The sequence below is a fragment of the Azospirillum sp. B506 genome (assembly GCF_000333595.1).
GTDB lineage: Bacteria > Pseudomonadota > Alphaproteobacteria > Azospirillales > Azospirillaceae > Azospirillum.
In genome coordinates this window covers 1-12,843 of sequence record NZ_BADK01000733.1, presented here as the reverse complement: position 1 = coordinate 12,843, position 12,843 = coordinate 1, and the positions used below count along the sequence as shown (strand labels likewise).

Below are 12,843 nucleotides of genomic sequence, written 5' to 3'. Positions count from 1 at the left end.
TGGCCCGCCTGCACGAGGCGGGGATCGAGGTCATTCTTGACGTCGTCTACAACCACACGGCCGAGGGCAATCATCTGGGGCCGACCCTGTCCTTCAAGGGCATCGACAATTTCAGCTATTACCGGCTGATGCCGGACAACCCGCGCTACTACATCAACGACACCGGCACCGGAAACACGCTGGATTTCAGCCATCCGCGCGTGGTCCAGCTGGTGATGGACAGCCTCCGCTACTGGGTGACGGAGATGCATGTCGACGGCTTCCGCTTCGATCTCGCCACCGTGCTGGCGCGGGAGCCCTACGGCTACGATCCCGGTTCCGGATTCCTCGATGCCGTGCGCCAGGATCCGGTTCTGGCCGACGTGAAGCTGATCGCCGAGCCGTGGGACGTCGGTCCCGGGGGCTATCAGGTCGGCAATTTCCCGCCGGGCTGGGCGGAGTGGAACGACCGTTACCGCGATACCGTGCGCCGCTACTGGCGCGGCGACGACGGCATGCTGCCGGAACTGGCCGGCCGCATCGCCGGGTCCGCCGACCTGTTCGAAAAGCGCGGGCGCCGCCCCTGGGCCAGCGTGAACTTCATCACCGCCCATGACGGCTTCACCCTGCACGACCTCGTTTCCTACAACGACAAGCACAACTGGGCGAACGGTGAGGAGAACCGCGACGGCCATTCCTCCAACTGCTCCTGGAACCATGGGGTGGAGGGGCCGAGCGACGATCCGGCGGTGGTCGAACTGCGGGCGCGGCAGAAGCGCAACATGCTGGCGACGCTGATGCTGTCGCAGGGCACGCCGATGATGCTGGCCGGCGACGAGCTGGGCCACAGCCAGGACGGCAACAACAACGCCTACTGCCAGGACAACGACATCACCTGGCTGGACTGGAGCCGGCGCGACGGCTCGCTGGTGTCCTTCGTCCGCCGGCTGATCGCGTTGCGCCGTGTCCATCCGGTGCTGCGCCGCCCCCTGTTCCTGCATGGGCAGGAGGTGGCCGCCAACGGGCTGAAGGACATCGTCTGGTACAATGCCCAAGGGGTGGAGAAGACGGCGGAGCATTGGCGCAACACCCAGGCCCGCTGCATCGTCCTGCTGCTGAACGGCCGTGCCGGCACCCATGTCGGCCCGGACGGGCAGCCGCTGTCCGACGGTGTCCTGCTGATCGTGCTGAACGCCCATGCCGACATTCTGGCCGTGACCCTGCCCGACGTGCCCGGCGGCCGCGGCTGGCGCTGTGTGCTCGACACCCGCGTCGCCGACGGGGCGGGGGACGAACGCATGCATCTGGCCGGACGGTCGGTGCTGGTCGATGGGCGCACGGTCCTGGTCTTCACCCTGGTGGAGCAGCCAGGCTTGTAGCGTGGGGCCTCCCTGGCGGGCGGCGGGCCCCTGCGATCCTTTGCCCACTGTCCATGCCCCGCCCGGGTGGAGATGCTCCCGCGACGGGTGCAGACAAAGCGTGTTACGCTGTGCCGCGTGTTCCCGTCACAGCCGCAGCGGAGCTTCGGGTAGGACGATGCCGGATTACGATTTCTCTCAGGTCGACGCCGCGATCATCGACAGCCAGCTCAATACCGCGCGCGTGTTCCGCGACGTGTTGATCCGGCTGGGCTTCCGCCGGGTGGAGCTGTTCGACTCTGTGAAGGCCGCTGCCGGCTTGCTCACCGCGGCCATGCCGGATCTCGTGCTGGTCGATGCCGATGGCGAGGATTCGGAGACCTTCCGCTTCATCCGCTCCCTGCGCAATGAACCGGCCGTACCCAACCCTTTTGCGGGCGTCATCGTCACCACCTGGGCACCGACCCCGGCGCTGTTGACCCGCGTCACCAATGCCGGCGGCGACGATCTGCTGATGAAGCCGGTGTCGCCCAAGCAGGTGCGCGACCGCATCGTCAGCTTGATCGAGGCGCGCAAGGGCTTCGTCGTCACCGCCGATTATACCGGACCCGACCGCCGCAAATCCCCGCGTGAGGGGGCGCAGGTGCCGGTGCTGGACGCTCCGAACACGCTGCGGCTGAAGGCGACCGGGCAATGGACCCAATCCGGCGCCCGCATGCTGTTGAACGAGGCGATTGCCGCCGTCACCGTCCAGAAGCGGCTGCGTGCCAGCATCCAGGTCGCTTTCCTGGTGGAGTTCGCTCTGGCCGGGCTGGAGCGGCCGGTTCCGGACCGCATGACCATCGACCATGTCGGACGCATCGGCGTCTTTCTGGACGATCTCCTGCGCCGTTTGGGCGAGGACGGCGACCATGCCCCGGTGGAGGCGGTCGCCCGCGCCATCAAGACCCTGGCCGAAAAAGTGCGCGCCGTCGCCGAGAGCGGTCCGGTTCCCGCCGATGACCGGGATCAGCTGCAGGCTCTTTCCCGCGCCCTGATGCAGGCGGTCGATCCGGACCGCCCGCTGGAGGCGATGACGCGCGAGGTGTCGTCCGCCGTGGCCGGTTATCGCGCCCGTCTGGAGCAGATTGCCCAGGCCAAGGCCGCGGCGGCGGCGTCGGCACTGACGGCCTCCGCCACGACTCCGGCCGACGACGCCACGACCGAAGCCAGTGCCCCGTCCGCTCCGCCCCCGGCGGCGGGCGGGCAGGCGGGGGCGGCCCTGTCCGCCGGCTGACCGGGCCGGCAGATGGGGCGGGCCGACGGCATAGGCCGCCATGCGGCATTGACGCCACCGGCCGCCGCCCCAATCCCTAAGCCCCATCCTTCTTTCCGTACAACCCGCGGGGACCTGCATGAGTGATCTCGACCGGCTGGCCGATCTGCTTGGACTAGAACCCCACTATCACGACATCTGGGGCAACCGGCGCGAAACCTCCGCCGTCACAAAGCGGGCGCTGATCGCCGCCATGGGGGTACCGGCCGTCACCGACGAACAGGTGGCCGACAGCCTGCACGCGGTCGAAGGCCGGTCCTGGAGCCGTCCGTTGCCGCCGGTTCTGGTTGCCGGGGAAGGGCAGGGGATCGATCTGGGTGTTGCCCTGCCGGCCGGCCTGGACGACGCCACCCTGGTGTGGGAGGTGACGCCGGAGGGTGGCACTTCGCAGGGTGGCCGTACCGCCGTCCGTGACCTGTCGGTGACGGACCGGGCCACCGTGGACGGTGCATTTTATGAACGCAGGGCACTGGGCGGTCTGCTGCCGGTGTCGCTGCCCATCGGCTACCACCGGCTGGACCTGCATGTGGAGGCTGCCGGCGGCGTGGTGGGACCATCGGGTTCCACGACCCTGATCGTGGCGCCCGAGCGCTGCGTGACGGTGGAGGAGATGGTGCCGGCCGGCCGCAGCTGGGGCATCGGGCTGCAGGTCTATTCGCTGCGTTCGGAGCATGACTGGGGGATGGGCGATTTCGGCGATCTTGCCGGCTTCGCTGAGGTTGCCGGGCGGCTCGGCGCCGGGCTGGTCGGCCTCAATCCGCTGCATGCGCTGTTCCCGGCGGACCCCAACCACATCGGCCCCTATTCTCCGTCCAGCCGCCAATTCCTCAACATCCTCTACATCGATCCGGCGTCCGTCCCTGAATTCGCGGGCGCGGACGATCTGCGTGCCCGGATCGACGCCCCGGTCTTCCAGGCCGCGCTGGTCGCCGCCCGGCAGGCGGAGCTGGTCGATTATCCCGCGGTCGCCGCGCTGAAATTGCCGCTGCTGGAGGCCCTGCACATCCGCTTCCGCAGCCTGCCCGACGACCATCCGCGCAAGGCCGCCTATGCCGCCTTCCGGCAGGAGATGGGAACGGCGCTGGATCGCCACGCCCTGTTCGATGCCCTGCACGAGCATTTCTTCCGTCAGGATTCCTCGCAGTGGATGTGGCGGAACTGGCCGGCTACCTTTCAGAACCCGCAGAGCGCCGAGGTTGCCGCCTTCGCCGCCGGTCACGCCGACCGTGTGGATTTCTTCGCCTGGGCCCAATTCGAGGCCGACCGCCAACTGGGTGACGCTGCGGCTCGGGGCCGGTCAGCGGGCCTGGCCATGGGCTTCTACCGCGATCTCGCCGTTGCTGCCCATCCCGGCGGCGGCTCCGCCTGGGCCGACCCGTCGATGCTCGTGCAGGGCGCCAATGTCGGAGCGCCACCCGACCAGTTCAACATGAATGGCCAGAACTGGGGTCTTGCCCCGCTGTCGCCGCTGGGTTTGCGCGAGTCCGCCTATCGTCCCTTCGTCGAACTTCTGCGCGCCAACATGCGTCATGCTGCGGCACTGCGCATCGACCATGTGATGGCGTTGCAGCACTTGTTCTGGATCCCGGAGGACGGTAGTCCGGGCGCCTATGTGGCCTATCCCTTCCGCGACCTGCTGCGCATCGTGGCGTTGGAGAGTCGCCGCAACCGTTGCGTGGTGATCGGCGAGGATCTGGGCACCGTGCCGGAGGGGTTCCGTCCGGCTCTGGAGCAGGCCGGAATCCTCAGCTATCGCGTGCTGTATTTCGAGCGTACGGCCGACGGTGGCTTCAAGTCTCCCGGTGAATATCCAGCTGGATCGATGGCGACGGTCAGCACCCATGACCTTCCCCCCTTCAAGGGTTTCTGGACCGGCCGGGATCTCGACTGGCGTCAGCGCCTCGGCCTCTATCCGGATGATGCCAGCCGCGACAAGGATCGCTGGGACCGTGGCGTCGACCGTTGGCGCCTGCTGCAGGCCCTGTCGCGCGAGGGGCTGCGTCCGGACAGCTATCCAACCGAGGATGGCGACCAGCCTTTCCGTGTGGAGCTGTCTGCCGCGGTACACGCTTATCTGGCGCGCACGCCTTCCCGCATCGTGATGGTGCAGAGTGAGGATGCGCTGGCCGACGAGGAGCAGCCCAACCTGCCGGGTACGGTGGATCAGCACCCCAACTGGCGGCGCCGTCTTTCGCGCAAGCTGGAGGAATTGGAGGCTGACGAAGACCTTCGTCGCATTGTCGCCCCGATGACCGGCATCGTTCCGCGATGACGGCAACCGCCGTCGGCCTGGGGAAAAGCCGGACCGACGGCGACCGTTGGAAAAAAATGCATTCGGAGCGAAAAAAGCTCTTCACAGCCCGGCACATGGTCGCTATAAACCCGCCCACACCACGGGGCACGGCAAACGAGCCGCCCCGGTGACGGTCTGGGGGATCGTCTAGCGGTAGGACAGCGGACTCTGACTCCGCCAGCCTAGGTTCGAATCCTAGTCCCCCAACCAACTCCTTGATATCACTGCGCTTTCTGGCTTCCGGCCCGGCCGGGAGGGGATGTAGTCCACACCCCTAGTCCACAGCGCCGGGTCCCTCGGTTTCAGGGGGCCGGGAGTGGCGCAGCAAAACCTTCGCCTGCAAGGGATGACGTGGTATTTCCGGCGCAGGGTTCCCGGCGTCCTCCGGGAGCGCATGGGGCGCCGGGAGATCGTCCGATCCCTGCGCACCAGCGACCGCCGGACGGCGGCGGAGCGTGCCCGGCTCGCGTGGGTGCGGACGCAGCGGATGTTTGGCGAGATCATGGCGCGGCCGACCCTGACCAGAGCAGAAACCGAGCAGATCGTCCGCGAATGGCTGGCGGAAGAAATCTGGGAAGCCGAGATCAAGCGCAGCCAGGGCAGCGCGTTTGCCGAGCCGGCGGAATGCGGGATCGACGATGACGAGGATGACGTCGCCTATCTGATCCGGGCAATACAGCCGGAGATCGCCGAGGGCGGGGAACGGCACCTCCGACAAGCTCTCATCAACAACGACATCGAGGCCGTCAAGCCTCTCGCCGCTGCACTGCTGCTGCAGCACGGGAAGCCGACAGGCGCCGCCGACGTCGCCGTCCTCGCCCGAGTCATGCTCCGGGCCGGAGCCGAGTACTTCGCCCAGATCGGCGATGCCGCGCAGGGGAAATACCCTCCCCTCGGTTCGCCGCCGACGTCCTCTTCGCCACCGGCACCACCACCCCCCGTCGTGGACCTATCCCCAGAGCCGCCGACGGCCCCATTCTCAGAAATCTACGCCCAGCACGAAAAGGCCATGCGGTTTCCGGCGCACGGGGAGGAGCCCTACACGGAGCAGACCATCAGGCAGAACGCGGCCACGGTGCGCCTGTGGATCGAGTTCAACGGCGACCACCCTCTGGCCCACTACTCCCGGGATGATGCCGAGGAGTTCAAGAACGCCTTGCAGTACCTCCCCAACCTCCACGGCAAGTCCCAAGCGTGGCGCATGACGATGCGGGAGGCTGTGCAGAAGGTGCAGGCTCTGCATGACGCCGGGCAGACCCCGCCGACGTGCCTGTCCATGAAGACGGTGAAGCGGCATATGTCCGCACTCTCCACGTTCTTCGACTGGGTTCTCGGCCAGAAGAAGGCCTATGGGTTCCGCGGCGAGAACATCTTCCGGCAACACAAATACGGCTCGGTAGAACCGGACCGGGAGATGTGGGACGAGGAAGACATCAACGTCCTGTTCCGAACGCCGATCTGGACCGGGTGCACTCCGACCCGCCGTGCGGAGCGCGGATCGGTCATCGTCTACGATGCCTACTACTGGCTGCCGCTCCTCGCCTTCTTCCATGGCTTTCGCCAAGAGGAAATCGCCCAGCTCCGCGCTTCGGACGTCCGAAAGGACGACGGCGTCTGGATTCTCGCTATCCATCGCGAGGACGGCAACCACCTCAAGAACCACACCGCGATCCGCTCGGTGCCGATCCACGACCAGCTCATTGAGCTCGGCTTCCTGCAGTACGTCGAGCTTTTCCGCAACGAAACCAATGACCATCTCTGGCCGACGTTGAAGCGTGGAGGACCTGACAGAAAGTTTTCACACTACTACAGACAGCGGTTTACCAAATATTGCCGGGACACCGGGATTTACCACCGCAAGCGACCATTTCACGCCCTTCGTGCCACTTTTCGGACGTTCATGGAGGAAACCGACGCGAAGTCGGCCCACGTATCCAAGATCGCCGGACATAAGTTGACGGCGGTGCTTGGCGAAGGGGCGACCTACACCAAGCGCGTCAAGGCATCGGTGTTGAAGGCGGCCATCGACAAGTTCAAGCCGGACGTCGATCTCTCCCACCTGCGGCCGTTCCGGCCGGGCGATCCCATCGAGAGGTGAATCGGTGCGCCGGGTGCCAAAAGGTTGGTTGGCGGCGTGCCGTGCGCTATTGTGGCGCGCATGCCCAGCTACACCTTCCCGTGGACCCGGAAATGGGTTCCAGAAAAGCAGTCGGCTCCCGTTGACCCGGAGGGCTTCCTTCTTCCGACCGCGGAAGCGGCGTCCCGCTACGGGACGACGGCGGTTGAACTGTCGGCGCTCGAATCGGTGCGGTGCCTTGTCTTGCTCGGCGAACCTGGAATGGGCAAGTCCACGGCGTTGCGGGATCAGGCGGAGCGGGACAGGGCGGCGGGCAAACGCGTCGCCGCTATCGACCTGAAGACCATCGAGAATGGCGAAGCGCTGACCGAGGAACTGAATGAGGCGCTGTCGACCGGCGCGGACATCCTCGCCATTGACAGCCTGGACGAAGGACTTCTCCGGGTTGACACCATCTTCAGTACGCTTCTCCGCCGGCTGAGGCCACACGCCAAATCGGTTGACCAGGGACGCCTACATGTGAGGATCGCTTGCCGGGCCGCTGAATGGCCGGATGGCGGTGCGGGCCGACTCGCTGAAATTTTCGAGCCCGACTCGGTCATGGTCCACGAGTTGGCGCCGCTGACCCGTGCCGATGTTGCGCTCGCGGCATCCCATGTGGGGTTGGACGAGGTCGAATTTATTGCCGAGGTTGTGGCCCGTGAAGCGGTACCGTTCGCGACCCGCCCGGTCACCCTACTGATGCTGCTCGATATGCGTCGGCGCGGAGAAGCGCTGCCGAACCGCCAAGTGGAGCTTTACGAGCGTGGTTGTCTCCGGCTTTGCGAGGAGATCGACGAAAAGCGGCGCAAGACTGCCAGCGACGCGCGTCACCGTCTGGCGGTGGCCCGCCGGGTGGCGGCGCTTCTGGTCTACACCCGGCACTCGACGATCGACACGCGACCAGCGCATGAGGCGGAGCATGACGCGCTGCACATCGCTGACATCGCGGGCAGCGTCGAGGTGCTGGACGGCCGTGAGTTTCCTGTTAATGAACCTGACGTCCGCGATGCTCTTGAAACCGCCTTGTTCCGGTCGGCTGGTGAAGGGCGCTACACCTTCGCGCACCAGACCTACGCGGAGTTCCTCGCGGCAAGTTATCTTGTGATCCGGGGGCTGTCTGAGGAACGTATCCTTGGCATCGTCCGACATCCAGGATCACCCGGTTTTGTGGTTCCGCCGCAACTGGCGGAAACCGCGGGGTGGTTGGCATCCCATGAACCAACGCTGTTTCGCATGTTGGTGCGCGACAACCCGGACACGATGCTGCGCAGCGACGTCGCAGCCGCTGACCCGGCCGACCGGGCCGCGCTGGTTGACGCATATCTCACGGCTTGCGCCGATGAAAAAATTCATGATTGGGACCAAGGCCGCTTCCGTCTTTACCAACGGCTCGCGCACCCCGGTTTGGCCGATCAACTGCGGCCGTGGATTCAGGATCGAAACCGAACTGGTCGTGTGCGCTCTGTGGCGCTGGACATCGCCGAGGCTTGCGCCACCAGCGCCTTGGAAGGCGATCTGCTGGCTATGGTGCTCGATGAAACGGAACCCTGTAAGGTTAGATCGGACGCACTCTCGGCACTGATCCCGGTACTGCGCGACAGTAACCGGCAGGCCCTTGTTCCCGTCGCGATCGGCGCGGCGGGTGATGATCCGAGCGACGAGTTGCGCGGGAAGGCCTTGTCCCTTGTGTGGCCGGACATTCTCGACACGCCGCGGATGATGGAGTCACTCATCTATCCGCAACGGGAAAACCTTATTGGTTTCTACCACGCTTTCCTGCAAAACGGATTGCTGGACCGCCTGCCGGATGGGGACGTGCGGAAGGCGCTGGATGGCATGGCGCGTTGGATTGCCGACAACCCAAAGCCACTCGAACGTGGACACCGGGATTTTCCTCGACTTGCCGCTCATCTGTTGGCCCGCGGGCTGGAACAACTGAGCGATGCCGACGTCCGCGACGCGGTTGCACGCCTGCTTATCAACTTGAACCGCAATCACGATTGGTACGAGTGGGATCGGGAACTACAGAGGTTGAACCCACCGGCTTTGGCTGATCGTAACCAACGCCGCAGTCTGGCCCAGGCAATGGCGCCCATGCTTGTCGATGAGCACGCAGCTCATCACCTTTTCTATCACCTGCCTCTGCTAGATCCCGAGGACGTGGAGTGGTCCTTGGTGCAGCTTCGCCAAGCGGACTCCGAAGCGCAGAAGCGACTCTGGTCCTACGTGATTTGGATGCTGTGGCGCCAGGATATCGAAGCCTTCGAGCTGATCGCACAAACTGCTGAAGTCGAACCCGAGCTGCACCATCGATTTACCCTATGGCTCGACGGCATTCCCCTCGATAGCGAGGCAGCGAGAACCTCACGTCAGACATGGGAACATAATCGAGAACACCAAGAATACATGCAGCGCCATGCTCAGCGCGAAGCGTTCACCTGTGAGGTCGTCCGCAAACTCGCAGCGAACAGGTTGGATTTCTTGGACCAGGGCGATCCGGCCGGGTGGTGGGATTTGGTGCGCATCCTCCAGAAACAGCTGGAGGACGGCGAAGGTGCGGCCCACGTCATGTCCAGCCTTGATGCCATGGCGGGCTTCCGTTGCCTGGACGAGCCGCTACGCCAACGCCTTCTCCCAGCGGCCAGCTGGTATGTTGAGCATGGCGATCCGGCGGTGAATGCGGAGGAGGAAGGTGACGACGAAGCTGGGGGCGAACGCAAGAATAGCTGGTGGAACATAGCCAACCGTCACGATTGGCGCGCGGACGCTGGGGTTCTCGCCCTCGGGCATCTGTACCGGCACGAGCCTGCCTTCGTCACCACACTCTCCGCTGAAATCTGGGCCAAATGGGCACCAGCGATCGCCGCATTCACGTGGTCGGACGATGACGGCAGCATCGCCGATACGCTCTTCCCCCTGTGTCTTGCGGCAGCACGGGACGCCACCTTGGCCGCGCTTCGTCAACGCATCGCGACGCAGGTGAAAGGCGGCGACAACGAGGCATTTCGACTACTTCATGGCTGCTGGGACGCTGATTTGGCGGACATAGTCGTCTCGGTGATGTCGGCATCGGGACTGAACAACCAGCTTCTGAGGAACGGATTGAAACTGCTCCTCAGCCATAACCACCAGCTTTCACAACAGTTGTTTGAGCAGGCATCCAATTTGGTGCCCGACGCGGACGAAGGCAGCGTCGATAACGCCGCCACGATTCTTTCTACGGTCTTCCTTCACGATGCAGCAGCTCACTGGGCCGTGATCAACGAGATCATGGGACGAAACCTGCCACTTGCTCGCACCTTCTTTCTCGCCATCGCGCGCCAGAGCGGCGGGTCGCCATCGGCTGGCACCCTGTCCCAACTGCCCGGTTCGGCGTGGATGACGATGTACATGTTTCTTGTTCAGCACTTCCCACCGGGGAGGGATCTAGAAGGGGGCTGGGTATCGCCGCTTGATGAGGCACGGGAATTTCGCGAAGGCATCATCCGATACCTTGCTGATACCGGCACGTCGGAAGCTATCGGCGCCCTGGAATCCCTCAGGCAACAACTGCCAGACCAGGCACCTTGGCTGGGGTGGCACCTCATAACGGCCCGTCAACGAATGGTCCAGAAGACCTGGACACCACCGACGCCCTCCGCCCTTCTCGAACTGGTCAGTCGCCCCCTGGCGCGTCTGGTCCGATCGGGTGAGGAACTTCTCGGCCTGATCCTTGACTCTTTGAGCCGTTTGCAGGTGGTGCTTCAGGGCGAGACACCGCTCGCCCGGTCCCTTTGGAACGAGGCGGTGGACGAAGACGGGGAAGCCGCTTGGTCGAACAAGGACGAGAATTTCCTGTCGGACTTGGTGAAAAAGCACCTTCAAGAGGACATCGGCCGCCAGGGCGCCGTCGCCAACCGGGAGGTAGAGATCCGAGCCTCCAAGTCCGCGGATAAGGGACAGCGGACGGACATCACCGTTAACGCGGTGATGCGACAAGCGGGCATGGCCGACCCGCTGACCATTGCGACGGTGATCATCGAGGTCAAGGGGTGCTGGCACGCTGAGGTCATGACGGCGATGGAGACGCAACTCCGCGACCGCTACATGGTGGACACCAATTGTTCGTTCGGCCTTTATCTCGTCGGCTGGTTCGTCTGCGACCAGTGGGCCAAGCCCCGAGTCGGAGGCCGCAAACCCGCGGCCGACCTCACCATCGACCGCCTGCGTCAACAGTTGAACGATCAGGCCTCATCCCTGTCTGATAAGGGACGCACCATTTCCGCGTTCGTCCTCGATGCCGCTATCCACTGACGACGCAGATTGAGCGCCGCATCGCTGTCCCGGCGCGCGCCGCTGATACGGCATTGCCGGAAGAAGGCTCCCGCCGGGTGCCAAAAGGTTCCGGATGGTAATTGGCCCGCCGCGAATTGCAGCCCTTGACGCTTGCCAGAGTGACGGCAACATGGCGGTGGACCCCGCAGCGCCGTCATCGGGCGGCATCCCTCGGCGCTGCGGGTCACCTGCTGATGAAGGTCAATATGACTGACCCATTTAGGAGCGTCAACTCTTGGAATGCCGCCTATCCAATGGATAGGTGAGCGCCCGGCTGCATATCGCAGCCGACCAACAGCACCTCCTTACCCCCGAAACCAAATTTGTTGACAGCGCCCCGTGGGCTGAGCGTTTTCTCGCCACCTACGACGTCTACGCTACCCGCGCCGCCGAACGTCGCCGCCACCGCCGGGAGCGCGAGGCCGCGTTGCGTGAGGCCGATCCGGTGGCGCCCGACGAGGACACCGCCAAGTGGGTAGCGCGCGCCGCCGACGAGCGCACCATCATCCGCCGCCGACTTGGCGACGGCTTCCGGTGGAACGGCGGCTGTATTGCGGGCACCGCGAAGAATATCGGCGCCCTTCTGCCCAACGGTCGGAACAAGCCCAACCGCGGCAAGGTCTACCGCGTGGCGCCATTGGTCTACGTCGGTCTCCGTTCCGAAGAACACCCACTGCTCCGGCTGCTCGTCTCGAAGGTCCATAAACGGAGCAGGCTTCGGACGGGACGCGAGAAGGGGCGCGTCGAGACGGGCGGCCCCAAGGTTGTCGCGTTGGATGCCGAATACGTCGAAGGCAACAGCGTCATGCGGGCCGTCCTGCGCGTCGAGCTCGACAGTGACTTCCCCGGCGGCTGGCCCGCGCTATGGACCGCGATCCAGGAGTGCGGCGTCGTGCTTCCCAACTTGGCCGTCGGCCATGTCGGGCCAACCGGCATGATCGAGCACCCGCACCTCATCTGGATCCTTGAGAAGAGCATCCCTTTCACGGACCGTGGTAGCTGGCGCGCCCAGGCCGCGTTCCGGGCCACCTTGCGCTCGCTGACATACGCGCTCATGCCGATTGGCGCCGACCCCGGCGGCCTCAACAACTCCCTGCGCATGAAGAGTCCGTTGAGCCCGCTGTGGGGCTACGCCGTCGGAACGCCGGAGCCGTTCGCCAGCCTGGACGACGTCCGGTCGGGGCTCCGGTGGCACGTCACCGACGACATGCTCTGGCCGGAGAAGAAGCGCGCCGCCGGGGCCGCGCCCGACCTCGACGAGGTGCTGGCCGAGCCCGGCTCGAACAGCTTCTTCGGCGCCATCCGCTCGTTCGCGTTCGACCGCGTGGCCTACCACCATCCCCTCTCCAGCGATGGCGGCAGCGAGGGCGAGTTCACGGCCGAGGTCGCGCTGTTCGCGCTCGAACTCACTGAACAGTTCGGCGCTCCGAGCGCGCCGCGCGCCGGGTCGCTGAGTCTGTCGCCG

At 65.1% G+C, this 12,843-nt stretch carries 6 protein-coding genes and 1 tRNA gene; all 7 read left to right on the top strand.

The genetic code is table 11. The annotated features are described in order from the left end of the window. A partial coding sequence (gene glgX, locus I71_RS22490) for a glycogen debranching protein GlgX (RefSeq protein ID WP_042698529.1) occupies window positions 1-1,358 on the top strand: 1,358 nt, incomplete at its 5' end. Window positions 1,359-1,515: 157 nt separating this feature from the next. Continuing rightward, a complete protein-coding gene (locus I71_RS22485) occupies window positions 1,516-2,613 on the top strand; it encodes a two-component system response regulator (protein WP_042698526.1) in 1,098 nt (365 codons plus the stop codon). A gap of 118 nt (window positions 2,614-2,731) precedes the next feature. After that, window positions 2,732-4,924: a 4-alpha-glucanotransferase gene (malQ, locus tag I71_RS22480; protein WP_042698524.1), complete on the top strand. Its 2,193-nt coding sequence runs from the start codon at window positions 2,732-2,734 to the stop codon at window positions 4,922-4,924. Between the two features lie 157 nt (window positions 4,925-5,081). Next, window positions 5,082-5,155: transfer RNA gene (locus I71_RS22475), tRNA-Gln, on the top strand. Window positions 5,156-5,261: 106 nt separating this feature from the next. Next, window positions 5,262-7,043: a site-specific integrase gene (locus I71_RS22470; protein ID WP_148294331.1), complete on the top strand. Its 1,782-nt coding sequence runs from the start codon at window positions 5,262-5,264 to the stop codon at window positions 7,041-7,043. 60 nt (window positions 7,044-7,103) lie between these two features. Continuing rightward, complete coding sequence (locus tag I71_RS22465; RefSeq protein ID WP_148294330.1) at window positions 7,104-11,357, top strand: NACHT domain-containing NTPase; 4,254 nt, start codon at window positions 7,104-7,106, stop codon at window positions 11,355-11,357. Window positions 11,358-11,640: 283 nt separating this feature from the next. Beyond that, window positions 11,641-12,843 (top strand): hypothetical protein (locus tag I71_RS22460; protein ID WP_148294329.1); only part of this gene is annotated, 1,203 nt, incomplete at its 3' end.